Below are 24,378 nucleotides of genomic sequence, written 5' to 3' on the forward strand. Positions count from 1 at the left end.
CGTTGGATAAAGAGCTTGAGAAACAGGACAAAAAAATCAAACGGCTGTATACGCTTATTTGGTTTTTGGCATGTCCGCTTACATATGTGGCTGTCAATCTTGTAGGTTTCTTACAAATCAACATCGTATACTGGACGCTTCTTGTGGTGCCCGTTCTGTTGGCTGTTTATAATGTAAGGCAAGTACCCCCTGCAACAGTAAACAAAGCGACCGAATTAACCGATGGCGACCCGGATACACCACCGAGTGAATTGCCTGAGGCAGAGGAAGAGGAGACGGTTGCTGTAACCCGCACTCAGCGGATAAAATTGCTTGTGCTTGCGATAAAACCACCGGTCATCATTGCAACCCCCATTTTGGTAACATTGATAGTGGATTTATGTGTAAAATAAAATGCAGGGTATGGATACACCGGTATTCATGCCCTTTTTTGTTGCAGGTCTGTAAATTATTTTGTTTAACTGTTGAGAAATTCCGCCTTGTTTGCTAAAATACAATTACGCATACATATTTATATAAGACAAAAATTTTAAAAATGAGAAAGTAGAGTTGATGGTAGTTGGACACACCCAGTCCAGTCTTGTATTTTATATTGATTTTATTGCTTGCCGCTTCGGCATTTTTTTCTGCATCAGAAACGGCGCTGTCGTGTATGAACAGAATCCGCATACAAAATATGGCGGATGACGGGAATGACAATGCAAAACTGGCATTGCGCATAGTCGATAATTTTGACCGCATATTATCCACCATCCTTATCGGTAACAATGTGGTAAACCTTTCGGCATCTTCGATTGCCACTGTAGCGGCAACGGTACTGCTTGGCGCGTCGGGTGCTGCGGTATCCACCATTGTACTTACTGTTTTGGTGCTCATCTTTGGCGAGATACTGCCGAAAAGCTATGCAAAAGAGCATGCCGAAATCATTGTGCTTCGCGTCGCCAAGCCGCTTTACTTTATACAGATTGTTCTATCACCGGTTGCATGGTTCTTTACTACGCTGCAAAAAACAGTAAAGTCAAAGCGTACAGAGACCGACCCGTCTGTAACGGAGCAAGAGCTGAAGACTATCATCCAAAACAGTGAGGTGGAAGGGGTACTCGACGAGCAAGAGAGCGATATTATCCAATCGGCGCTGGATTTTGATGATACTACCGTGCAAGAAATTCTCATCCCCCGTGTGGATATGACAGCAATTGATATAGACGATGATTTGAATGACATTTTAAATGCCGCTGTTGAGCATGGGTATTCACGCATCCCTGTATATAAAAACTCCATCGACAATATTATTGGTATTATCTACGGTAAAGATTTACTCAACTGCTTTGTGCATAAAAACAACATAGATATCCAGGATTTGGTTCGAAATTGCATCTATGTGCACCGTTCTAAAAAGATATCTGACCTGCTGAGTGATTTTAAACGGCAAAAACTGCACATGGCGATTGTTACCGATGAATATGGCGGTACTTTGGGGCTTGTGACAATGGAGGACATCTTGGAGGAGCTGGTAGGTGAAATCTGGGATGAGAGCGACGAGGTTACCCATGACATAGTGCGCATATCCGATACCTGCTGCGAAGTGCAGGGCGATTGCAATATTGAAGATTTCTTTGAAGAAATAGGGTATCAGTGTAAGAATTTTGAATGCGAGTACTCCACGGTAGGCGGATGGGCACTCGAAATCCTCGAGCACATCCCGCAGGTGGGTGAAAGTTTTGTGTACGACACACTGCGGCTTACAGTTGCAGAAATGGATGAACAACGTATCGTCAAGTTGCGTGTGGATCTACTGCAAACGGCGGGGATTTCTTGCTGATGTTTGCCATTTGCAGGCACTTGCCTTTCCGTGTTATAATAAAAGAATTGAAACATAAAAGGGGAACACATTGTGAGTTGTTTTCAAGACGCAAAAAGAGTTGTAATTAAAGTTGGAACATCCACCCTGACACATGAAACAGGGCTTGTTAATATCCGCAGGATAGAAGAGTTGGTTCAGGTTTTGTCCGACATCAAAAACAGCGGGAAAGAAATTATATTGGTATCTTCCGGTGCAATTGCGGTTGGTGTGGGTAAATTAGGGCTGAAAAATCGCCCGAGCGATACGCCCTCCAAGCAGGCGGTTGCCGCCATTGGTCAGTGCGAACTGATGTATATGTACGATAAGCTTTTTTCTGAATACAACCACAATGTGGCGCAAGTTTTGCTTACCCGCGATGTGATTGAATCGGATGCTCGAAAAGAAAATTGTATCAATGCTTTTGAGCGGCTGATGCAGATGAACACCATCCCTGTAGTAAACGAAAATGATACTGTCTCGGTTGAAGAAATCGAGTTTGGCGATAACGATACGCTTTCTGCACTGGTTGCGGTTTTAACCAACGCCGATGCACTGGTGATTATGAGCGATATTGACGGGCTATATGATGCAGACCCCCGTAAAGACCCACATGCAAAACTGATACCGCGTGTGGAAGAACTGGATGAAAGCATTGCCGAAAAAGCAGGCGGAGCGGGCTCTAACCGCGGTACAGGCGGTATGCTCACTAAAATACATGCCGCGCAAATTGCCTGCCCCAACGGTGTGGATATGGCGATTATCAACGGTAAAAACCCGAAAAAGCTCTACGACCTGTTTGAGGGCAAACCGTTGGGAACTCATTTTGTAGCCAATAAAGTACAAAAGTAGGAATACGTAATTATTAATTTGATATTGACAGATGCAGATTTGGAGAAAGGAGGCCCATCTATGACTGACATGCAAAAACTGGGCGAACGTGCGAAACAGGCGTCTTATACACTTGCTGCCGCAAATGCAGGGCTTAAAAATACTGCACTGTACGCAATCGGTACACAGCTGACAAAACGCTGCGATGAAATTATAGCAGCAAACGCAGAAGATATTGTGGCGGCACGCGAAAACGGCATGAGTGACGCAATGATAGATAGGTTGACACTCACCAAGGAACGCCTGAATGGCATTGTTTCTGCGGTGAACAGCGTTGCTATGATGGATGACCCCGTAGGCGAGGTACTCGGCGGTGCTACCCGTCCAAACGGTATCCGTATAGTAAAAACACGTGTACCAATGGGCGTGATCGGTATTATATTTGAGGCACGCCCCAATGTCACGGTAGATGCAGCGGCATTGTGCCTTAAATCGGGCAATGCCTGTATTTTACGCGGCGGTAAAGAGGCGATTTACTCGAATACCGCACTTGCAAACATTATGCGCGACGCCATTGCACAGGCTGGGCTGCCTGCCGACTGCATTTTGCTTGTGGAAGACACCTCGCGTGAGAGTGCAAATGAGATGATGCGCCTTTCGGGGTACCTCGATGTACTCATACCGCGCGGCGGTGCGGGGCTGATTCGGGCTGTGGTGCAGAATGCCACCGTTCCGGTAATCGAAACAGGCACAGGCAACTGCCATGTATATGTAGATTACAATGCCGACCTTACTATGGCAACCGATATTATTGTAAACGCAAAAACACAGCGCCCTTCGGTTTGCAATGCGGCAGAAACATTATTGGTGCATAAGGATATTGCCGAAAAATTTTTGCCGCAGGCGGCACAGGCACTTGCCAAAAAACATGTCAAGCTGCTTGGATGTGAACGTACCCGCGCAATTCTTAAGGGCGTTGCACCTGCAACCCAAGAAGATTATGCTACAGAGTTTTTAGATTATATTCTTGCGGTGCGTGTGGTAGATAATGTGGACGATGCAATTGCACACATTACGCGTTACAGCACCCGCCACAGCGAATGTATTGTTACCCGCGATTACGAAAACAGCCAAAAATTTATGCAGCGAGTTGATGCGGCGGCGGTTTACGTCAATGCATCTACACGGTTTACCGATGGCGGCGAGTTTGGTTTTGGTGCAGAGATTGGTATCTCCACACAAAAATTGCATGCACGTGGGCCTATGGGGCTTCGTGAAATGACAACCTATAAATATTTGGTTTATGGCGAAGGGCAAATTCGATGAACCCTTTAAAAAATTAAGACTGAGCATTATCAATCGGCCAAAATGGCTGCAAGCGGCGACTGCCGTGGGAGGTATGGATGGAAAATAAAAGATCGAGTATTGTAAAGACAACCATGAACCGCAGAAAACGTAAAACGCTTGGCACCATCGGTATTGTGGTTTTTGCAATGGCGGTAATCGGGTTTATTACCGTTGCGATTACCAGTATTAACATGACCGGTAGGATTTTGGATAACACCAAAGAAAAGCAGAAGTTGGAGCATTTTATTCTGCCGGTGATTATGTTTGACCCATTAACCTTTGATTCGCCGCAAAATGCAGACCCGCTGATGCTGCTGCAATCGTCGGTTTGGAGCACGCTGCTTTCAAAAGACCGTGACCAGTTTGTAAAAGACGATTACGGCATGATTATTTTGCCTGCAACCGATGTAGATGTTCAGGCAGCAAAGCTGTTTGGGCCGGATGTAAAGTTGCAGCATAAAAGCTTTGGTGACTATGAAATCAGCTATGTTTACGACGAGGAGCTAAAGGCTTACAATATCCCCGTTGCAACACAGATGGCGGTTTACACCCCCAAAATTTTAAAGATTACGCATAAAGGTGATTTGTATACGCTTGAAGTTGGCTATATCCCGCCGGGCAACCTGTGGCAGACCGACGCAGAAGGCAATACCTACGAGCCCGAGCCGGATAAAATCATGCTGGTAGAACTGAAAAAGGTGAAGGGCGGCTACAACATTGTAGCACTTAAAGACGGCCCCGATACCCAAGGGGTTGACCCAAGCCAGGCACAGCTTGTGACACCGCAGGTGTCTAGCATTGATGAGGACGAGCTTGCCTCGGAAGACGAGAGTGCCGCTGAAAACGGAGAAGATACATCATCAGGCGAGGATATTGAAAACAGCAGTTCATCATCTGCTTCTTCTGAAAGTTCATCGAAATAAAAATACAGGGAGTAATTTAATTACTCCCTGTATTTTTTATGTTTAAAGGTCACTCTATAGAGATATGAAACAGTTCACACACATTTTGACAGGTAATATCAAACAGGTGTTGTGGTTGAATCCCTTTTATTTCGGCAATCTTACTGCCGGTATGCACCAGCATGCCGCTGTCACATCGTTTGCCGCGGTTGGGTTCGGGTGCCATGTAAGGACAGTCTGTTTCTATCAGCAAGCGGTCAAGCGGGATGGCTTGTACCGCTTCAATTGCTTTTTTGGCGTTTTTAAAGGTTACCACACCGGTGAAACCGAGGTACATTCCCAGTTTCAGCACTTCTTTTGCCATTTCGGCACTTCCGCTGTAGCAATGTAGTACCCCGTGCGGGCGGTATTTGTGCAGAAGCTCCATTGTGTCCTGGTGAGCGTCACGGTCGTGTATGATGACAGGGAGATTCAATTCAGCTGCAAGCTGTAACTGACGCTCAAACACGGCCCGCTGTACTTCTCGCGGGGAAGCATCGTCGTAGTAATAATCTAAGCCAATCTCGCCGATAGCAACCACTTTCGGCTGCTTTGCCAATTGCGAGAGTGTTGTAAGGTCATCTTCTGTAAAACAGTATGCCGCATCGGGGTGAACACCCACGGCACAATATACTTGCGGGTAACGCTGTGCCAAAGCCAACGAAGTTTGGCAAGATTCCATGCTCGAAGCGGCATTGACTATCCCGCGCACACCGTTTGCAAATAGGTTACTGAGTAGTTCATGGCGGTCTTCTTCGAAACGTTCGTCGTCATAATGTGCGTGAGAATCAAAGATATTTTGATACATCGCAAAACCCCCTTGGTTGAAAAAAGGCGGAGATGAATCTCCGCCCCCATAATTTTTAATGCGTTTTATACAATGTGTATTTTAGCGGACGGTAGATCCGTTGGGCACACTTTCATCCACAAACAGTACCTTAACGTCGTTTTCGCCCGCATCTGCAGCAAGAATCATCCCGTTGCTTTCTACCCCGCGCAATTTAGCGGGCTTGAGGTTGGATACAACCACAACTTTTTTGCCGATTAAATCATCGGGCGCATACCATGATGCAATGCCCGAAACTACCTGACGCAGTGTATCGGTACCGTCGTCCAACTGCAATTTCAGCAGTTTGTCCGATTTTTCTACCTTGATACATTCTTTGATTTGAGCAACTTTGAGCGCAACTTTTGCAAAATCATCGATGGTAATAAGGGTTGCAACACCTTCCGGCACAGCTTTTTTTGCCTCAGCCTTGGGTGCCTGCGCTTTTGCAATTGCCGCTTGTTTTGCAGCGTGTTCTTCTTCCAACAGGGCAAGCTCTTTTGCTGTATCAATGCGGGGAAACAGCGTCTCGCCCTTTGTTACAGCAACATCCAACGGGAGTTTGCCGAATTCCGAAGTGCTATCGTAAGTGCGCAGTTCTTGTGCAGCACCAATTTGGTTGAGTATCTTTTCAGAAGTTGCAGGCATTACAGGGCAAAGCAATACCGCTGCAATACGAATGGATTCAAGAAGATTGTACATTACCGTTGCAAGACGGGGTGCATTTGCTTCGTCTTTTGCCAAAACCCACGGTGCCGTTTCATCAATATATTTGTTGGTACGTGAAATCAGTTTAAAAACATCAATGAGAGCCTGCTGAAATGCATAGCGCTCCATCGAAGCATCGTATTTTGCCTTCAGTGCGTTAGCCATGCCGATAAGTTCCTCATCCAGTACATCGGCTTTGCGCTGTACCGGCAGTTTGCCGCCAAAATATTTTTCCACCATCGAAACAGTGCGCGATACAAGGTTGCCAAGGTCGTTTGCAAGGTCGGCATTGATACGGTTGATGAGCGCTTCGTTGGTGAACACGCCGTCCGAGCCAAACGGGAACTCACGCATTAAGAAATAGCGAAGAGAATCCACGCCGTAACGTTCGCAAAGTACAACAGGGTCCACCACGTTGCCCTTCGATTTGCTCATTTTACCGCCGTCAATCAGCAGCCAGCCATGACCAAATACCTTTTTCGGCAGGGGCAGGTCAAGTGCCATCAGCATAGCCGGCCAAATGATGGTGTGAAAACGAGTGATTTCTTTGCCGACAAACTGCACATCGGCAGGCCAGTATTTATCAAAGTCATTGTATTTATCGTTGCCGTAGCCCAGTGCGGTGATGTAGTTTGACAGTGCATCAATCCAAACATAAACCACGTGCTTGGGGTCGAAATCGACGGGAACACCCCAATCGAAAGTGGTACGCGACACACAAAGGTCTTCCAACCCTGGTTTGATAAAGTTGTTAATCATCTCGTTGAGGCGGGATGCAGGCTCTACAAAATCGGGGTGTTGCTCGTAGTATTTAACAAGCTTGTCCGCGTAGTTAGAAAGACGGAAGAAATATGCCTCTTCCTCGGCGTCAATCACATCGCGCCCGCAGTCGGGGCATTTGCCGTCAACCAGCTGGCTTTCTGTCCAAAAAGATTCACAAGGCGTGCAGTATTTGCCTTTGTAAACAGATTTATAGATATCGCCTTTATCGTAAAGCTTTTTAAAAATCTTTTTAACCGATTCCACATGGTAATCGTCCGTGGTACGGATAAAACGGTGCTCCGAAATGTTCATCAGCTTCCACAAATCTTTAATGCCATCCACTATGTGGTCGACATACTGCTGTGGGGTTACACCGGCATCCTCAGCCTTTTGCTGGATTTTTTGCCCGTGCTCGTCGGTACCGGTGAGAAACATGACATCAAACCCCTGCATTCGCTTAAACCTCGCCATGGTGTCTGTTGCTACTGTGCAGTAGCTGTGTCCGATGTGAAGTTTGTCGGACGGATAATAGATTGGGGTGGTAATGTAGAAATTACCCTTGCTCATTAAAACTCCTCCTAGCAAATGATGGTTTGATAACATGTTTATGTTAACCTTATTATTATACCATGTGGTAGGGGTACATACAAGTTTGGGATACGAAAACAACTAGGAGTATAAAAATATGAATTTTAAAAAATGGGTTGGATTTTACTTAGAAAGTGTTATAATAGTATTATTGACATTTTACATAAGGAGTACCGCTATGAACCCCATTGAATATATTGTGAAGCAGATTAACGGCGACTATGCGGTATTGGTATCTGCACAGGGGATAGAAAATACCGTTGCTATGGCGTTGCTGCCCCCCGAAACAGATGAGGGAATGCGTTTACTGTGGCAAAATTTTGAATATACCATTGTTTAATTGGTAGATATCACTGGAACAAAAGGTTTTTCCTTGACTTTATGATTATTTTATGGTATTATAATTTGCGTCACGAAAAATGGAGAGGTGTCCGAGCGGTTTAAGGAGCTAGTCTTGAAAACTAGTGACTCGCAAGAGCCGTGGGTTCGAATCCCACCCTCTCCGCCAGTTACTTTTTGTAAAACATAATATTTTTATTGGCAGCTAAATTTGGAGATGTACCCAAGTTGGTGAAGGGGCTCCCCTGCTAAGGGAGTAGGTCGGGAAACCGGCGCGAGAGTTCGAGTCTCTCCATCTCCGCCAAAAACCGCTTAAACACTGCGTTTAAGCGGTTTTTTTATTGCTTATAATTCCATTAACTATGCTGTGAAATATTCATTATTATAATGCTATGAGTTAGAATGGGATAATCTACAAGATAAGGAAAGCCGAGGCATGCAGAGTTTTTTTGCTACACGCCTCGGCTTTCGATTTACAATATATTAAAACGGAAAGAAGAAGGGAAAAAACGGGTTGAATCTACGCCTTCTGTGCCTCCTGTGCCGGTCAAACAGACTCCCAATAATGAGAGCTCTTGCAAAGTCTCTTGCTGAAAACGGGTTATGCCCCGCTGGAGGATCGTTGGTTATATTACTTCTGCGAGCCACTTCATCTGTTAAATAAGTTATGTCTTCTTCTGTTAAATAATACATGTCCTCGTCACTGATTGAATTAACCATGTCTTGAACGTGTGGGTACACTCTTATGTAACAATCAGAGTTTATATTCTCTTGCGGCATTTTATTTTCTGTTCCTGCCATATTTTCCGGGCGTATCATGTTTTCAGACATGGGATTCATAGGCATACCTGAATAATTTTCCATAATGGTCTCTCCTTATATTGTGTTAACGAAACTATCGTCAATTTATTTATTTTATGTTATAGCATGATATATGGTGACACTATCTCTTTTTTTACAGTATGTATTATTTCAAGCAAATTGTTCTTTTACGAAAATTAAAAATGTCCGTAGCAGATATAGAACGCATTTTTGTTTCAAATGACCTTGATGTAGCTATAGATACATTGATAGGAAAATATGCAAAAAAGCCATAAAAATGATGTGATTTTCCACATCATTTTTATGGCTTTTTCATTTGTTTAATTCTTGTATGCTGCCGTACTTTTGCGTACAATGAGTTCAGGCTCAAAGATGGTGGTTTTTTCTGCAAGAGGCTTGTCTTCAATCATAGCAATCAGTTTTTTGGTTGCGGCACAACCCATTAAACCAATCGGCTGCTTGATGGTGGTAAGGGGCACTTCTAAGATTTCTGAAAGAAAAATATCATCATAACCGATGACGGAAATGTCAGCGGGGACGTGAAGCTCGTGCGCTTTCAATCCTTTGTAAACGCCGTATGCCATCATATCGTTAAAAGCAAATATAGCAGTGAATTTTTTGCCAAATAAAGCATCAACAGCTGCTATTCCGCTGTTCATATCGTACCCGCCTTCAAAAATCAAACTTTCATCAAACGTGATATGGGCTTCATCAAGCGCTTTTTTATAACCATGCAGTCGGTCGCGTGAATCCTCCAAATAATTAGGCCCAGTAACGCAGGCAATTTGCCTGTGCCCAAGCTCCAGCAGGTGGCGCGTTGCCATATAACCGCCCCGAATATGGTCCAGCCGAACAATGGCGGGGTTTGGCACGGGATACGAGCGATCAATCATAACAAAGGGAATATTCAGTGTACCCAGTAGGTCGTAACTCTGTTTAAAATTTTCAAGATTGCTGTCAATCGACATACAATAAAGAATTCCATCCACGCTTTTGCTGGCAAGCACATTGATGTATTCAATATCGCGCTGATGATTGTCGCTGGTATTGCAAAGAATCAGCGTCCAACCGTTTTTTCTGCATTCGTCTTCAATCCCTTTTGCAAGCGAAGAAAAAAAATTGTTGCGGATATCCGATACAATCAGCCCTATTGTTTTGGTACGTTTTTTTATAAGGCTTACTGCAAGTTGGTTGGGGCGGTAGTGCATCTCTTTTGCAGTTTTAAGCACTAATTCTTTGGTTTTTTGCGATATTTTAGAAGGCTTGTTGTTAAGCACCAAAGAAACCGTTGTCACTGACAAATTGGTTTTGGCAGCAATATCTTTGATTGTTGTACGCACTTTACCTCACCTGTTTTTCTATCAATTTGCCAAATATGAATTTATTATACAGGTAAAGACAAAAATAGTAAACAGGCTTAAACTGCTGATAAAAAAGCTAAAATGCAAAAAATTTAAGACAAAAGCAATTATTTGGTCAGTTTTTCTATGTATCGGTAAGGTGATTAGTGCTAAATGACTAAAATTTTCTGTTTATATAAAAATTTAAAATGCAATATTGACAAATTGAAAAAATGTGATAATATTTAAATAAATCAAGTAAAACGTTTTATCTATCCAAAATAAGCTTTTAACAATGTTTTATCAATATCAACGATTGAAACGCAAGCTGAAATAAAACGTTTTATTTATTCAATATGAAATTTGCCAATTTGGCAAATGCATATAAATGAAACCTAAAATTAGGGAGGAACGAAAATGAAAAAACTAGTAGCAGTTTTGCTCGCACTAACCTTGGTAATGGCAATGTTTGCCGGTTGCGGCAGCAAATCCTCTGGCAGCTCGGCACCTGCAGAGTCCGGCACATCGGAATCGAAGGCACCCGCTGATAAACCCCTAAAAGTTGCACTGATTTATGCAGGTTTCCTCGGTGACAAATCGTTTAATGACTCAGCACATGAAGGTGCACTGAGAGCGAAAGAAGAACTCGGTATCGAACTCAAAGAAATGGAATCCAAAGAACCCACAGAGTGGGAATCGAACTTTGTTGCAATGGCAGCAGACGGTTACGACCTTGTTATTGGTGTTTCTACACAGTTCCAAGAGATTATGACGAAACACTGCCCCGAATTCCCCAACACCAAATTTGCTTTGATTGATGGCGTTGTAGAAGGCGACAACATCGTATCTTCAACCTTTGCGCAGAATGAAGGCTCTTTTCTTGCCGGTGCTGCTGCTGCAATGTTTACAACCAAAACAGATATTCCGGGTGTAAATGCAGACAAAACCATTGGCTGGGTCGGCGGTATGGATATCCCCGTATTGCATGACTTCTTTATCGGTTACGAGCAGGGTGCCAAATACGTCGACCCTGAAATTAAAATTCTCCAATCTTTCGCAGGTACTTTTAACGACCCCCTGAAAGGCAAAGAGCTTACCATTGCGCAGTACAGCCAGGGTGCCGACATTGTTATGAACGTTGCATCCGGTACAGGCACAGGTATTTTGGAGGCTGCAAAAGAGCAGGGCAAATTTGCAGTTGGCGTTGACCTCAATCAAGATGATGTTTACCCCGGTTCTATCCTTACCTCTATGCTCAAACGTGTGGATCAGGCAACCTATCTTGCAATTGAATCGGTTGTAAAAGGCACTTTTGAGGGCGGAAAAACCACTTATTTGGATATCAGCAACGGCGGTGTAAGCCTCACCGATATGTCTACTATGAAAACCGCACTTGGTGATAAATTCCCTCAGGATATTTTGGACAAGATTACCGAACTGGAAGCCAAAGTAAAATCCGGTGAAATCAAAGTTAATGCATACGAAGGTTTTGGCAGAAAATAAGTTCATACAACGAACAGAAAATGACATCGAAGTGGTCTGTTTTAAAAAACAGGCCACTTCATAAATAACCACGAAATGTACGGTAGCCCAGAGCAGGCGGAAGGGGTGGAGTCGGTGAACGAATATATCGTAGAAATGACCGATATCGAAAAAAGCTTTGCGTTGGTAAAAGCAGTCAGCAATGGACAATTCAATTTAAAAAAAGGCGAGATACACTCGCTGATTGGTGAAAACGGTGCCGGAAAATCGACCATGATGAAAATGCTTTACGGCATTTATGCAAACGACGGCGGTGTTATTAAAATAAAAGGCAGCGAGGTAACCGGCCTTACGCCCAAAATCGCAATTGAACATGGCATCGGCATGGTTCACCAAGAGTTTATGCTTGTCAACGAGCTGACGGTACTCGAGAACATTATCTTGGGCTTTGAGCCGAAAAAGAACATGATTATTGATTTTGACAGTGCAAAAAAAGAAATCCAAAAGTACATAGATACTTATAATATGGATATTCAACCGAACAAACGAATTGACCAAATCTCTGTGGGCGAAGCACAGAGAGTTGAAATTATAAAAACCCTGTACCGCGGGGCAGAAATTGTTATTTTAGATGAGCCTACCGCAGTACTGACACCGCAAGAGTGCAAAAAGTTTTTCGAAATTCTAAACAGCCTAAAAGCAGACGGCAAATCCATCGTATTTATTTCGCATAAGCTCAACGAGGTTATGGAAATTTCAGACCGTATTACAGTAATGCGTCAAGGCAAATTTGTAGATACCGTGAACAAAGAGGATACCAATACGGCAGAGCTTGCAAAAATGATGGTAGGCCGTGAAGTGTTCTTGAATGTAGCCAAGAAAAAAGCAGAGGTTGGCAAAACCGTTTTACAGGTGGATGGACTATGGACCTCAGGTGAGAAAGAGCTTTCTAAAATAAGAGGGGTTTCTCTCGATGTAAAAGCAGGCGAAATTGTGGGCATTGCCGGCATTGACGGCAACGGGCAAAGCGAACTGATTGAGGCGATTGCTGGCCTGCGTAAAGTAGAAAAAGGCACCGTAAAGCTGGATGGTGTGGACGTCACCAATCGGTCGCCGAAAAAAATCCGCGAAGCAGGGCTTACCCACATCCCCGAAGACAGAAACCTGCGTGGGCTGAACCGCCGTATGACCATTATGGATAATATGGTTGCGGTGAAAATTGACCAAAAACCGTTTGCAAAAGGTATTATACAAAACCACAAAGAAATCCGCAGCTTTTCTGAAAAACTCATTGAAAAGTTTGATGTTCGCCCCCGCAACCCCTTAGCGCTGACACAGGCGCTGTCAGGCGGTAATGCACAAAAAATAGTGGTTGCGCGTGAGGTGGATGCAGACGGTAAATTGCTCATTGCATCACAGCCATCCCGCGGTGTTGATATCGGTGCAATCGAATCGATTCGTAAAATCCTCAACGAGGTAAAAGCAAACGGCAAAGGCATTCTGCTGGTATCGGCAGACCTTGAGGAGGTACTGTCTTTGTCCGACCGCATCATTGTAATGTACGAGGGCAAGATAACCGGAATGATGAGCGCAGAGGAAGCCAACGAAGATAACATTGGTATGCTCATGATGGGCGGTTACTCTGAAGGTTCGGATAAAATAGTTCAGGCAGGAGGCGAAGCATTATCATGAAAATAAACAATAAGTATATTAATCTTCTGCTTACTATCGTGGTATCTATGTTCATCGGCGCAGTGGTTATGCTCATTTTGGGGTACAACCCGCTGGAAGCATATTTTCAGCTGTTTAAGGGCGCATTTGTGGGCAAGCTCAACCTCGGTACAACTTTGCAAAAGTTTGTACCGCTGCTGCTCACTTCTATCGCATTTGTCATTTCGTCGCGCGTGGGCGTGTTCAACGTTGGCGTTGAGGGCGAGCTGTACCTCGGTGCAATGGCTGCGGCATGGGTAGGTTTCGCCTTTAAGGGGCTGCCTGCACCCATTCACCTCATCCTTTGTTTTGCCGCTGCTATGGTGGTGGGCGCTGCATGGGCATACATCCCCGGTTCGTTAAAGGCAAGGCTGGGCGTCAACGAGGTTTGCGTCACCATTTTAATGAACTATGTCGCAAAATTTATTACATCGTATCTGGTTAACGGGCCGCTCAGCGCAAAAACCGGCGTTCCGCAAACACCTGCAGTGGCAGATGGCGTAAAACTCACCCAGTTTATGAAGCCAAGCCAGGCACACACAGGTTTGTTTATAGCAATTGTAGTAGTGGTAGTTATCTTTTGGCTGATGTCGCGCTCGACAACAGGTTACAAATTTACCAGTGTAGGGCTGAACCCCCTGCACGCCGAATATGTGGGCATCGACCCGAAAAAAACCATGATTCGTGCCATGCTGCTTTCGGGTGCGGTAGGCGGTATTGCGGGCGCAATCGAAATCCTGGGTGTATACGGCTACTTCTTGGATAACTTCTCTTCCGGTATCGCAATGGATGGCATGCTCGCAGCACTGATTGTAAAAAGCGATATCAAAATGGTGCCGCTGATGGCATTTTTCCTCGCGGTATTAAAATCGGGCGCACTGGGTATGGAGCGTTACACCGGTGTACCAAAGTCCATTGTAGATACTATTATTGCAATCTTTATTGTGTTTGCAACGATGGAAGCGCTGTTTGTATTTAACAAACGCCGCAAAGCAAAAAAAGAAGAACAATCGGCACTGCCCGGTAAACAAAATTAAAAAGGAGGGCTATTAAATGGAATTGAGTTCAATCTTTGACTTTACGCTGATTTATGCTACCATTCGAGCCGCTACTCCGATTTTGTTTGCAGCACTTGCAGCGGTAATTACTCAGCAGGCAGATATCATTAACATTGGTACCGAGGGCATTATGCTTACAGGTGCGTTTGCAGCGGTATGTGTCAGCTTTTTTACCGGCAGCTGGCTGCTGGCACTGCTCGTTTCGATGGTGGCGGGTGCGGTAATGTCTATGATTATGGCGTTTGCACACATCAAATACAAAGCAGATATCTGCGCAATCGGTACAGCAATTAATATGCTGGCACTTGCCATTACTAAATTCGGTATCAAACAGTTTTTGGGTACCACAGGCAGTTTTACCAGCCCCAAAATCATTGCAATCCCTAAATTACACATTGCATTGTTCGACAATAACAAATACCTGAACGGTTTGTTTAACAACTGGTCAATGATGGAGATATTCGGCATTATTATGGTTTTTGTAATGAGCTTTTTGCTTTACCGTACGGTATGGGGCTTGAGGCTGCGCTCTGTCGGCCGCTTCCCAATGGCTGCCGAAACAGCGGGTATTCATGTTAATAAAATGAAATATCAGGTTATGTTGATTTCGGGTATACTCGGCGGTATGGCGGGTGCCCATCTTTCCATTGGCTATTCGCAGATGTTTACCGAAAATATGACCAACGGCAGAGGCTTTATGGGTGTTGCAGCAATGTTCTTTGGCAATGCAAACCCTGTTATGGCATGGATTGGATGCTTGTTGTTTGGCTTTACCGATTCGCTCGGCGGCAGATTACAGTCTTACGGCTGGCCTTCGCAGTTTGTACTGATGATGCCTTATATCATCACCATTGCGGTACTGGCGGTATCGCTGTGGCGCAAATATGTAAAAGAGGCAAAGGCGAAAAGCTCTTTAGTCACCAAATAACGTTGTTGATAGAAATGGAGTTTGAAAATGGATAGAAGAAAGATTATTTTGGATTGTGACCCCGGGCATGACGATGCCGTTGCTATTATGATGGCTGCAAAGCACCCCAAACTCGAGCTGCTGGGTGTTACTGTAGTGGCGGGCAACCAAACCTTAGAGAAAACCTCTCGCAATGCGCTGAACGTCTGCCAGCATTTGGGCATTGATGTACCCGTATGTGCAGGCTGCGGCTTCCCTATGGTACGCCAAAAACAGGTGATTGCAGATGATATTCACGGTGAAACAGGCCTTGACGGCCCCGTGTTTGCACCGCTTACCAAACAGCTTGACCCCAGACACGGTGTTGATTTTATTATAGAAACTTTGATGGCATCGGATGGCGATATCACCCTTGTGCCCACAGGCCCGCTTACCAACATTGCAATGGCAATGCGCCGCGAGCCAAAAATTGTAGACAAAATTCAAGAGATTGTTTTAATGGGCGGCGCTTACCAGCTGGGCAACATGACCCCCGCTGCGGAGTTTAATATCTTGGCGGATGCCGAGGCTGCTTATGTAGTGTTTACCTCGGGCAGACCGATTGTGATGATGGGGCTTGACCTTACCAGACAGGCGCTGTGCTACCCCGAAATTGTCGACCGTATGGAGAAAATCGGCAATAAAGCGGCACACTTGTTTGCCGACCTGATGCGATTCTTCGGTGCATCGCAGAAAAAGGTGTTCGGCTGGGCAGGCGGCCCGTTGCATGACCCAACCTGCATCGCCTACCTCATCGATCCAACCTGTATCGAAACAAAAGAGATGTACACAGAGATTGAAATCAGAAGCGAAAAATGCTATGGGCGTACCCTGTGCGATTACTTTAACACACAGCACCGCGAGCCGAACTCTAAAGTATGCATCAAGCTTGACCAAGAAAAATTCTGGAATATCGTAGAGGAATGCATCAGGCTTTATAATTAATGATTTGATTGCAGTGCAGTATTACAACTAAATCATGCGTTTAAGGGGGGGATACCTTATGATGGAAAAGTTGAAGCAGACACTGAATAAAAACAAGGACAAATACATAAAACGGCTTTCTGACCTTGTCGCGATTGATACGCGAGACTTGGGCCATGGTATCGACGGCGGTTTAGAGAAAAAAGGCCAGGATTATATGGTTGAGATGTTCCGTCAAATGGGTGCAGCATCTGTGGAGAAACACCAAATGACCGAGGCTGTCATCCAAGATAGTATTGCACAGCACAAAGAGGGCAACCCCGGGCATAACTACGACGGACGCTACAATGTGTATGCCGCGTTTGAAGGAACGGGCAGTAAATCTATCATGTTCAACGGGCATATCGACACCATGCCCCCGGGTGATGAAAAGCTGTGGAACACCCCACCCCATACCCCCACCATCCGAGATGGCAAAATGTATGGGCTGGGCGTGTGTGATATGAAAGGCGGGCTGATGGCATCTGCAATGGCAGTACAGCTGCTGAAAGATGCAGAGATACCCCTACCCGGCAAAGTTGTTATTACATCGGTTGTAGATGAAGAGGGCGGCGGAAACGGCTCGATTGCCGCGGCGATGAACGGGCAAAAAGCCGATGCTGTGGTAGTTTGTGAGCCTACCGATGAAGAATTGATTGCTGCGCACATGGGCTTTATCTTTTTTAAAATAGAAATAGAGGGCAAGGCGGTGCATTCGGGCTCCAAGTGGCTGGGGGTAAGTGCCATCGAAAAAGCGGTTAAACTGATGGCTGCAATCGATGAACTGGAGCACAAATGGCTGATGACCTATAAACATACTCTGCTGCCGTCGCCTACCTCGAATGCAGGCGTGATTGAGGGCGGAACAGCGGGTTCTACCGTAGCAGATTACTGCTGTTTTAAAACCTGTGTGCATTATCTGCCCGTACAGATGAGCCACGACCAAGTGGTAAAAGAGTACACCGAGGCAATCTACCGCTGCTGCGAAGGCGACGAGTGGCTGAAAGACCATAAACCACGCATCTCCATTTACCAAGCGGGCGGCTCATTCGAGATGGATTTAAAACACGAATTTGTCGGTGCGTTTCGCAGTGCTTATAAAACAGCACTGGGCAAAGAAGTAAAAGTTGTGGGTTCCCCTGCGGGGTGTGATTCGCGCGTTTGGCGCAATATAGCAAAATGCCCCACTTTACAGTACGGCCCCGGCAGGCAGGCACAGTGCCATGCAGTGAATGAATATATCGAGTTACAGCAATATCTCGATGCAATTTTGGTTTATGCACAACTCATTATAGATTGGTGCCAAGAATAATAAGGAGGATTACGCGAATGCAGAAAAAAGTTTTAATTGCCGGCGAAAGCTGGATGAGTTATACTACCCACGTGAAAGGTTTTGACAGCTTTTACACATCGGTGTACGAGGAGGGGGTAGGCCCTATCCGCACCGCTATCGAACAGGCGGGCTATCAGGTAGATTACATACCCAACCATCATGCACCCGAAAAGTTCCCTTTTACTATGGAAGAGTTAAAAGAATATTCCTGCGTGATTTTGTCCGACATCGGTTCAAACACACTGCTGCTTGCGCCCGATACCTTTTCTAAAAGCATCAGAAAGCCCAACCGTTGTCAGCTAATCAAAGACTATGTGGAGCAGGGCGGTTCTTTCTTGATGGTTGGCGGTTATATGTCGTTTACCGGTGTAGATGCAAAAACACGGTATGGTCAGACGCCGATTAAAGACGTTCTGCCTGTTGAGTGCCTGGATATAGACGACAGAGCAGAGCACCCCGAGGGTGTGGTACCGGTAATCGTAAAAGAGCACGAGGCAATTAAAGGTCTGCCCAAAGAATGGCCGCATTTCCTCGGTTACAACAAAACCAAAGCAACTGCCCAAGGTGAGGTACTGGTTACCATAGATGGCGACCCCTTTATTGCAGTAGGCGAATTTGGTAAAGGCAAATCCGCTGTATTTACATCCGATTGTGCACCCCACTGGGGCCCGCCGGAGTTTGTAAATTGGGAATATTACAACGAACTTTGGAAAGGGATTTTGGATTACTTAACAAAATAAAACAATAACTACAGAGGCGGTAAATGATGTTACAACATATTTCGAACGTTCAAAAGGATGAGGCATTGAAGCTGCTGTGCGATGCAATCGGCATCGTTACGGTAAATCCCAATGGAGAGGAGAAGTTGCTGGCAGATTTTATCGCCTCTTATTTGCAGGGCACAGGCTGTACGGTTACAGTACAGGAGTTTGCACCCAACAGGGCAAATATTATAGCAACCATAAAAGGCCGAACCAACCAAAAAGCACTGCTGATAAACGGGCATTTGGATACCGTGCCGTTTGGTAATACCGATGGATGGAATACCGCGCCGGATAAAGCAGTAATTCGGGGCGGTACCCTGTATGGGCGCGGTGCCAGTGATATGAAAAGCGGGCTTTGTGCGGCCTTGTATGCCTTTTGTATGTTTGCGGCAGAGGGCTTTGTACCCGAACACGACATCATTTTTGCAGGCACAGCAGATGAAGAAACGGATGGACTGGGTGCTCAGGCAATCGTAAACAGCGGGTTGCTAAATAACGTGGGACATATTATAATAGGAGAGCCTACGGGCAACCAAATTTCGGTAGCTTCCAAAGGTACATTGTGGTTGGAGTTTTCTATTTGCGGAAAAACCTCACACGGGGCATATCCGTGGGAGGGCATCAACGCGGCAGAGGTTGCCTACGAGCTTTTTACAGAGATAAAAAAGAGCATCGAAGAGGCAAGCCACCCGTACCTTTCGGTGCCTACTTGTACTTTGACTAAAATTCAAGGCGGAGTTAAGGTAAATATGGTGCCCGATGCCTGTAATATGACGTTGGATATCAGGACGGTACCCTCTGTTTGCCACAATGAGCTGTTGGCGCAGGTGAACAGGCTGATTGCAGGTTTACAGCAGCAGTTTGGTGGTTTAAAGATAGAATATCAGGTTTTAACCAATCGGATGGCGGTTGAAATTTCACCCCACAACAGTTTGGTTGAAGAACTTTCAAATACAGTACAAGAGGTGTGCGGTGTAAAGCCACAGCTTACAGGAACAGGTTTTTTCAGTGATGCATCTATTTTTCTAAAAGATTACAATTTGCCCACGGTGCTGTTTGGCCCGGGCGAAAGCAGCGAAGCACATAAACCCAACGAATGTGTTTTTATAAAAAACTACTTTGACGCTATCGAATGCTACTATCATTTTATGAAACAACAATAAAACTCTCATGAGGTTAAATTGGATATTTTTCAAGGTGAATAGGAGGAAAAAATGAAACTGTTGAATTTTGGGTCGCTCAATATAGATTATGTGTATAAGGTTGACCATTTTGTCCGTCCCGGCGAAACGATGTCGTCAGAGTCACGCCAAACTTTTTGCGGAGGTAAGGGGCTCAACCAAACCATTGCACTGGCAAGGGCGGGGGTACAGGTATACCATGCAGGTGCTGTGGGTAAAGCGGATGGCGAAATGTTGCTTGAAGCTTTGAAGAAAAATAATGTGAACATCGATTTTGTAAAGCAGTGCGAAGATATTGCCACAGGCCATGCCATTATCCAGGTAAACCGTTCGGGGCAAAATTGCATTATGCTTTACGGCGGCGCAAACCAAACGATGACAAAAGAGCATATTGATGAAACACTTGCGGGCTTTTCGGCAGACGATTTTCTTATCCTGCAAAACGAAATCAATAATTTAGGCTATATCATGGAGCAGGCACACAAAAAAGGATTGGTAATTGTACTGAATCCGTCGCCGATGAATGAGAAGATTCTTGCGCTGCCCCTTGAGTTTGTCGATTATTTTATGCTTAACGAGGTGGAGGCAGCCGATATCTGCGGCGAAGAGAGCAAGGATAATTTGCTCGGCAGCTTGTCGCGCAAATACCCCAAAGCAAAAATTGTACTGACACTCGGCAAGCACGGTGTGCAGTATAAAGACGGCGAGCAAATCCTATCGCATGGCATTTACAAAGTACCTGTGGTAGATACCACTGCAGCGGGGGATACATTTACAGGCTTCTTCATTGGTAGCCTGGCGCAAGGCTATGCAGCCGAAGAGGCGTTGCGTTTGGCATCGGTTGCATCATCCATTGCAGTTTCACGGCAAGGTGCCGAATCTTCTATCCCTTATATGGATGAAGTGAAAAACAGCAATCTGGTGGCAGAATAGCATCTTAGAGAATAAAATAAAACAGCCGCAAATACACAGGCAATCGCTTGGTTTTGCGGCTGTTTTTTACGGTTACACAAGTACACAATTGCGTGTTGCACTTTTTACCGATTGAACAAACATTTTCTCCCACATATTCAGTTGGTAGTCTTTGGGGTAAATGACAAGGTCTTTGCTGCCGAGAGAAGAAATGGCGCAATAGCGCAGCACAAGCTCGTTTTTCTCTAAAAACTGTTTTGTAACGGGCGGCGACCAAAAATAAGCGCCTGCTACCTCCTGCAATAAACGGTACAGCGTACCTTGTTCGTATAAATAAATACATTTCGATGAAGGCTTTACCGGAGTTTCGATAATGGTTTTTGTATAGGACGGAGCGGGTGTTTCAATATTACCGTAAGCAATTTCTGTATAATTGGCAAGTGCGCCGTAGGGGATTTCGCTCAACGGTGCCAAAGGATGATGCCTCGACATCAAAACGCCCATTGAATACTCCCAAATTACTTCTCGCTTCAGCTGATGTTCGTCCAAAAAAGAAAGAAATTCGCTTTCAAAAAGAGTAGGGCAGCGGATGATACCGAGATTGGAAGTTCCCTCCGCCACATCACGAATGGCAGCCATAGCATTTGCCTCTTTAAAAGTAACGGATAAAGGTGCGCCGCGCTTCATTCTGCTTAAAAAATCGGTAAAGCCAAAAGATATATAATCTGCGCGGGCAGCGGTTATGCTAAACCGAATGTTTTTTTCTTCGGGTGCTTTGTACATCGATTCAAGCTCATCCACCTGTGAAAGAATGGTGTTGGCATGCGTAATAAACTCGGCACCTTCGCGGGTAGGGGCAACGCCTTTGGTTGTACGCTTAAAAATGGTAATGCCCAGCTCGTGCTCCAGCTCTTTAATTGCCTTACTCAAATTTGGCTGCCCCATAAACAGGTTTTGAGCCGCTTTGCTGATCGATTTTGCTTTATCCACCTCTATCACATACTTTAACGAAAGCAGGTTCATTTTGTCACTCCTATTGTTCAGCGGTACGTTAGTAACGATCGATTATACAAGCAGATCGGCATGTTCCGGATGCTTTTGAAACCAAGTCACCGCGTACGAGCAAGTAGGGTGTACTTTTTTACCGTCGGCGCGCAGCTTTTCTACTGCAGCTTGCATCAGTTTGCCGGCAATACCCTGCCCGCGCAGGCTGTCGTCCACAAAGGTGTGGTCAATATTTGCAACATGAACCGATTCTGCTGGAAAAGTAACCTCGGCAACCAGTTTTCCATGTTCATCCTTATAATAAATTCGATTGTTTTCTATCATAAAATTCATTTGTTAACACCTCCTGCCAACATTATAACACAAAAGATGCAAAAAGATGCGTCTGGTCACGTGTTTTTCTGTAGTATAGCGGGGAATATAGTTGCGTGTAGACTTCAAAAATGCTATTATTAAAAGGTTAATTTGCAATATGTGGAGGAATACAGTTTGGCTGATTTGAAAACTGAAATAGAGCGCAGAAGAACGTTTGCGATTATCTCTCACCCCGATGCGGGTAAAACAACGCTTACTGAGAAATTTTTGCTTTACGGCGGGGCAATTGCCCTAGCAGGCTCGGTTAAGGGCAAAAAAACGGCAAAGCATGCAGTATCCGATTGGATGGAAATTGAAAAACAAAGAGGTATTTCGGTAACCTCATCGGTAATGCAGTTTAATTACGAGGGCTACTGCATTAATATTCTGGATACCCCGGGACATCAGGATTTCTCGGAGGATACTTACCGTACACTCATGGCGGCAGACAGCGCGGTTATGGTTATTGATGCATCCAAGGGTGTTGAGAACCAAACCAGAAAGCTGTTTAAGGTGTGTTTGCTGCGCGATATCCCTATCTTTACATTTATCAATAAGATGGACAGAGAAGCGCGCGACCCTTTCGACCTGATGGAAGAAATCGAGAACGAACTGGGTATCAAAACCTATCCCATCAACTGGCCCATCGGCTGCGGTAAAGAGTTTAAGGGCGTTTACGACCGCCATAAAAAAGAGATTATCTCGTTTACCGCCAACAACGGTCAGCACGAGGTAGAAAAAATGGAGGTTGATATCAACGACCCCCGTTTGGAGACACTGATTGGGGAACAACACCGCCAAACACTGGTGGACGATATTGAGCTGCTCGACGGCGCAAGCTACGACTTTGATATGGATGCCATACGTCATGGCAAACTTTCCCCCGTGTTTTTTGGTTCGGCGCTTACCAACTTTGGTGTAGAGCCGTTTTTGGAAGACTTTTTAAAAATGACAACACCCCCGCTGCCGCGTGATTCAAGCGAAGGCGAGGTTGACCCGTTCAGCAAAGATTTTTCTGCATTCGTATTTAAAATCCAGGCAAACATGAACAAGGCGCATCGCGATAGAATTGCGTTTATGCGCATCTGCTCAGGGCGATTTGATAAAAATATGGAGGTTGCACACATTCAGGGCGGCAAAAACCTCAAGCTTTCGCAGCCGCAGCAGATTATGGCACAAGACCGCGAAATTATCGACGAAGCTTATGCCGGCGACATCATTGGTGTGTTCGACCCCGGTATTTTTTCCATCGGTGATACCATCAGCGTGCCTAGCAAAAAATTTGAATTTGCGGGCATCCCCACCTTTGCACCCGAGCATTTTGCGCGCATTCGCCAAAAGGATACCTTGAAGCGCAAGCAGTTTGTAAAAGGCACCACCCAAATTGCGCAAGAGGGTGCAATTCAAATTTTTCAGGAGCCGTTCAAGGGCATGGAAGAGGTCATTGTAGGCGTTGTGGGTACTCTGCAATTTGATGTATTGGAGTACCGCTTGAAGAACGAATACAATGTGGATATCATTATGGAGCGGCTGGCGTACCAGTACATCCGATGGATTGAGAACAAAGACATCGACATCAAGCAGCTGAACCTCAGTTCGGATACCAAAGTGGTGCAGGACTTTAAAGGACGTTTTCTGCTGCTGTTTACCGACAGTTGGAATATTAACTGGGCACTCGATAAAAACAAAGGGCTTATTCTATCTGAATTCGGGCGCTAAGCTTATAAAAAAACCGGAGTGCATTTTTGCACTCCGGTTTTTGTTGTTTAAGCTTGGTTTTGCGCCTCTATGCGCTCGGCAAGGTCGCTTAAATACACCCAACGCTCCATCTGCGCGGCAAGTTCTGCCTCCAAAGCTGTTTTTTGCTCCATCAGCTCTTGCAAACGCTCAAAGTTACTTGCCTCTTTTACAAGTTCTTTTTCAACGCCGTCAATGCGTTCTTCCAATTTTGCAATCACATCATCAATGGCGTCGTACTCGCGCTGTTCTTTGTAAGTAAATTTCAGCTTGTCCGATTTCGTTTTCCAGCTGTCCTTCGATTTTTGCTGTGTATCACGTTCGGTTTCAGGTTCAGCCTGTTCTTCTCGCTGTGCCAAGTAATCGGAATAACCGCCCATGGAGCCGCAAATGCCGCCGTCAGGCTCAAACGCAAAAATGCGGGTTGCCACCTTGTCGAGAAAATAGCGGTCGTGCGATACCACAATCACAGCTCCTGCAAAGCCCTCGAGGTAGTCCTCCAAAATGGTGAGTGTCTGAATATCGAGGTCGTTGGTGGGTTCGTCAAACAGCAGGATATTGGGTGCCTGCATTAAAATGCCCAGCAGGT

The 24,378-nt window shown here is 45.2% G+C and carries 23 protein-coding genes and 2 tRNA genes; 18 read left to right on the plus strand and 7 right to left on the minus strand.

From position 1 onward, the window contains the following. The first annotated feature begins 2 nt into the window (after positions 1-2). The 5 genes from EDD70_RS01810 to EDD70_RS01830 all read left to right on the plus strand — a co-directional run bounded on the left by EDD70_RS01810 (position 3) and on the right by EDD70_RS01830 (position 4,941). On the plus strand, positions 3-392 hold the full coding sequence (locus tag EDD70_RS01810; RefSeq protein WP_092753587.1) for a hypothetical protein: 390 nt from the start codon (positions 3-5) through the stop codon (positions 390-392). 200 nt (positions 393-592) lie between these two features. Beyond that, positions 593-1,822 carry a hemolysin family protein gene (locus EDD70_RS01815; RefSeq protein ID WP_279220871.1) on the plus strand — a complete coding sequence of 410 codons (1,230 nt, stop codon included), beginning with the start codon at positions 593-595 and terminating at the stop codon, positions 1,820-1,822. 69 nt (positions 1,823-1,891) lie between these two features. Then, positions 1,892-2,692 carry a glutamate 5-kinase gene (gene proB, locus EDD70_RS01820; protein ID WP_423230125.1) on the plus strand — a complete coding sequence of 267 codons (801 nt, stop codon included), beginning with the start codon at positions 1,892-1,894 and terminating at the stop codon, positions 2,690-2,692. A 60-nt stretch (positions 2,693-2,752) separates the two neighbouring features. Next, complete coding sequence (locus EDD70_RS01825; RefSeq protein WP_092753581.1) at positions 2,753-3,997, plus strand: glutamate-5-semialdehyde dehydrogenase; 1,245 nt, start codon at positions 2,753-2,755, stop codon at positions 3,995-3,997. Positions 3,998-4,074: 77 nt separating this feature from the next. After that, the gene (locus tag EDD70_RS01830; RefSeq protein WP_092753579.1) at positions 4,075-4,941 is read left to right on the plus strand and encodes a hypothetical protein; all 867 of its coding nucleotides are present in this window, start codon (positions 4,075-4,077) and stop codon (positions 4,939-4,941) included. A gap of 49 nt (positions 4,942-4,990) precedes the next feature. On the opposite strand, the gene EDD70_RS01835 is transcribed toward EDD70_RS01830, so the two are convergent. Both EDD70_RS01835 and metG read right to left on the minus strand, forming a co-directional pair. Beyond that, on the minus strand, positions 4,991-5,767 hold the full coding sequence (locus EDD70_RS01835) for a TatD family hydrolase (protein WP_092753577.1): 777 nt from the start codon (positions 5,765-5,767) through the stop codon (positions 4,991-4,993). 81 nt (positions 5,768-5,848) lie between these two features. After that, positions 5,849-7,822 carry a methionine--tRNA ligase gene (gene metG, locus EDD70_RS01840; protein WP_092753575.1) on the minus strand — a complete coding sequence of 658 codons (1,974 nt, stop codon included), beginning with the start codon at positions 7,820-7,822 and terminating at the stop codon, positions 5,849-5,851. 199 nt (positions 7,823-8,021) lie between these two features. Between metG and EDD70_RS14855 the strand changes: the two genes are divergently transcribed. The 3 genes from EDD70_RS14855 (at position 8,022) to EDD70_RS01850 (ending at position 8,486) form a co-directional block, all read left to right on the plus strand. Then, entirely contained in the window at positions 8,022-8,183 is a 162-nt protein-coding gene (locus EDD70_RS14855) for a hypothetical protein (RefSeq protein WP_162840859.1), read from the plus strand. Between the two features lie 81 nt (positions 8,184-8,264). Then, positions 8,265-8,351, plus strand: a tRNA-Ser gene (locus tag EDD70_RS01845). A 44-nt stretch (positions 8,352-8,395) separates the two neighbouring features. Beyond that, positions 8,396-8,486: transfer RNA gene (locus EDD70_RS01850), tRNA-Ser, on the plus strand. 179 nt (positions 8,487-8,665) lie between these two features. Here the strand turns inward: EDD70_RS01850 and EDD70_RS01855 are convergent. Continuing rightward, entirely contained in the window at positions 8,666-9,046 is a 381-nt protein-coding gene (locus EDD70_RS01855) for a hypothetical protein (protein WP_092753573.1), read from the minus strand. Positions 9,047-9,324: 278 nt separating this feature from the next. Further along, on the minus strand, positions 9,325-10,344 hold the full coding sequence (locus EDD70_RS01860) for a LacI family DNA-binding transcriptional regulator (protein ID WP_092753571.1): 1,020 nt from the start codon (positions 10,342-10,344) through the stop codon (positions 9,325-9,327). Positions 10,345-10,761: 417 nt separating this feature from the next. On the opposite strand from EDD70_RS01860, the gene EDD70_RS01865 reads away from it, so the two are divergent. From EDD70_RS01865 to EDD70_RS01905, 9 genes are all read left to right on the plus strand, one after another. Beyond that, positions 10,762-11,847: a BMP family lipoprotein gene (locus EDD70_RS01865; protein ID WP_092753567.1), complete on the plus strand. Its 1,086-nt coding sequence runs from the start codon at positions 10,762-10,764 to the stop codon at positions 11,845-11,847. Between the two features lie 114 nt (positions 11,848-11,961). After that, on the plus strand, positions 11,962-13,518 hold the full coding sequence (locus EDD70_RS01870) for an ABC transporter ATP-binding protein (RefSeq protein ID WP_341465118.1): 1,557 nt from the start codon (positions 11,962-11,964) through the stop codon (positions 13,516-13,518). After that, positions 13,515-14,573 carry an ABC transporter permease gene (locus tag EDD70_RS01875; RefSeq protein ID WP_092753563.1) on the plus strand — a complete coding sequence of 353 codons (1,059 nt, stop codon included), beginning with the start codon at positions 13,515-13,517 and terminating at the stop codon, positions 14,571-14,573. The genes EDD70_RS01870 and EDD70_RS01875 overlap by 4 nt, the downstream gene beginning before the upstream one ends. A gap of 16 nt (positions 14,574-14,589) precedes the next feature. Beyond that, complete coding sequence (locus EDD70_RS01880; RefSeq protein WP_092753561.1) at positions 14,590-15,522, plus strand: ABC transporter permease; 933 nt, start codon at positions 14,590-14,592, stop codon at positions 15,520-15,522. Positions 15,523-15,549: 27 nt separating this feature from the next. Further along, positions 15,550-16,485, plus strand: coding sequence for a ribosylpyrimidine nucleosidase (gene rihB / locus EDD70_RS01885; protein WP_092753559.1), 936 nt, complete (start codon positions 15,550-15,552; stop codon positions 16,483-16,485). Positions 16,486-16,543: 58 nt separating this feature from the next. After that, positions 16,544-17,815 carry a M20 family metallopeptidase gene (locus EDD70_RS01890; protein ID WP_092753557.1) on the plus strand — a complete coding sequence of 424 codons (1,272 nt, stop codon included), beginning with the start codon at positions 16,544-16,546 and terminating at the stop codon, positions 17,813-17,815. 17 nt (positions 17,816-17,832) lie between these two features. Beyond that, positions 17,833-18,576 carry a glutamine amidotransferase gene (locus EDD70_RS01895; RefSeq protein ID WP_092753555.1) on the plus strand — a complete coding sequence of 248 codons (744 nt, stop codon included), beginning with the start codon at positions 17,833-17,835 and terminating at the stop codon, positions 18,574-18,576. A 23-nt stretch (positions 18,577-18,599) separates the two neighbouring features. Beyond that, positions 18,600-19,763 (plus strand): M20 family metallopeptidase, encoded by a 1,164-nt coding sequence (locus tag EDD70_RS01900; protein ID WP_092753553.1) that lies wholly within the window; start codon positions 18,600-18,602, stop codon positions 19,761-19,763. A 51-nt stretch (positions 19,764-19,814) separates the two neighbouring features. Further along, positions 19,815-20,714, plus strand: coding sequence for a ribokinase (locus tag EDD70_RS01905; RefSeq protein ID WP_092753551.1), 900 nt, complete (start codon positions 19,815-19,817; stop codon positions 20,712-20,714). Positions 20,715-20,786: 72 nt separating this feature from the next. Here EDD70_RS01905 and EDD70_RS01910 read toward each other — a convergent pair whose 3' ends face one another. Next, complete coding sequence (locus EDD70_RS01910) at positions 20,787-21,716, minus strand: LysR family transcriptional regulator (RefSeq protein WP_092753549.1); 930 nt, start codon at positions 21,714-21,716, stop codon at positions 20,787-20,789. A gap of 42 nt (positions 21,717-21,758) precedes the next feature. After that, the gene (locus tag EDD70_RS01915; protein WP_092753547.1) at positions 21,759-22,031 is read right to left on the minus strand and encodes a GNAT family N-acetyltransferase; all 273 of its coding nucleotides are present in this window, start codon (positions 22,029-22,031) and stop codon (positions 21,759-21,761) included. A gap of 156 nt (positions 22,032-22,187) precedes the next feature. Between EDD70_RS01915 and EDD70_RS01920 the strand changes: the two genes are divergently transcribed. After that, positions 22,188-23,771 (plus strand): peptide chain release factor 3, encoded by a 1,584-nt coding sequence (locus EDD70_RS01920; RefSeq protein WP_092753545.1) that lies wholly within the window; start codon positions 22,188-22,190, stop codon positions 23,769-23,771. A 47-nt stretch (positions 23,772-23,818) separates the two neighbouring features. On the opposite strand, the gene EDD70_RS15315 is transcribed toward EDD70_RS01920, so the two are convergent. Continuing rightward, complete coding sequence (locus EDD70_RS15315) at positions 23,819-24,361, minus strand: ATP-binding cassette domain-containing protein (RefSeq protein WP_423243274.1); 543 nt, start codon at positions 24,359-24,361, stop codon at positions 23,819-23,821. Between the last annotated feature and the right edge of the window lie 17 nt (positions 24,362-24,378).

Source organism: Hydrogenoanaerobacterium saccharovorans (genome assembly GCF_003814745.1).
Taxonomy (GTDB): domain Bacteria; phylum Bacillota; class Clostridia; order Oscillospirales; family Ruminococcaceae; genus Hydrogenoanaerobacterium; species Hydrogenoanaerobacterium saccharovorans.

Coding starts and splice junctions, on each gene's coding strand:
- EDD70_RS01825 (WP_092753581.1), top strand. CDS start 2,753: ATGACTGACATGCAAAAACTGGGCGAACGTGCGAAACAGGCGTCTTAT.
- EDD70_RS01830 (WP_092753579.1), top strand. CDS start 4,075: ATGGAAAATAAAAGATCGAGTATTGTAAAGACAACCATGAACCGCAGA.
- EDD70_RS01835 (WP_092753577.1), bottom strand. CDS start 5,767: ATGTATCAAAATATCTTTGATTCTCACGCACATTATGACGACGAACGT.
- metG (WP_092753575.1), bottom strand. CDS start 7,822: ATGAGCAAGGGTAATTTCTACATTACCACCCCAATCTATTATCCGTCC.
- EDD70_RS14855 (WP_162840859.1), top strand. CDS start 8,022: ATGAACCCCATTGAATATATTGTGAAGCAGATTAACGGCGACTATGCG.
- EDD70_RS01855 (WP_092753573.1), bottom strand. CDS start 9,046: ATGGAAAATTATTCAGGTATGCCTATGAATCCCATGTCTGAAAACATG.
- EDD70_RS01865 (WP_092753567.1), top strand. CDS start 10,762: ATGAAAAAACTAGTAGCAGTTTTGCTCGCACTAACCTTGGTAATGGCA.
- EDD70_RS01875 (WP_092753563.1), top strand. CDS start 13,515: ATGAAAATAAACAATAAGTATATTAATCTTCTGCTTACTATCGTGGTA.
- EDD70_RS01880 (WP_092753561.1), top strand. CDS start 14,590: ATGGAATTGAGTTCAATCTTTGACTTTACGCTGATTTATGCTACCATT.
- rihB (WP_092753559.1), top strand. CDS start 15,550: ATGGATAGAAGAAAGATTATTTTGGATTGTGACCCCGGGCATGACGAT.
- EDD70_RS01890 (WP_092753557.1), top strand. CDS start 16,544: ATGATGGAAAAGTTGAAGCAGACACTGAATAAAAACAAGGACAAATAC.
- EDD70_RS01895 (WP_092753555.1), top strand. CDS start 17,833: ATGCAGAAAAAAGTTTTAATTGCCGGCGAAAGCTGGATGAGTTATACT.
- EDD70_RS01900 (WP_092753553.1), top strand. CDS start 18,600: ATGATGTTACAACATATTTCGAACGTTCAAAAGGATGAGGCATTGAAG.
- EDD70_RS01905 (WP_092753551.1), top strand. CDS start 19,815: ATGAAACTGTTGAATTTTGGGTCGCTCAATATAGATTATGTGTATAAG.
- EDD70_RS01910 (WP_092753549.1), bottom strand. CDS start 21,716: ATGAACCTGCTTTCGTTAAAGTATGTGATAGAGGTGGATAAAGCAAAA.
- EDD70_RS01915 (WP_092753547.1), bottom strand. CDS start 22,031: ATGAATTTTATGATAGAAAACAATCGAATTTATTATAAGGATGAACAT.
- EDD70_RS15315 (WP_423243274.1), bottom strand. CDS start 24,361: ATGCAGGCACCCAATATCCTGCTGTTTGACGAACCCACCAACGACCTC.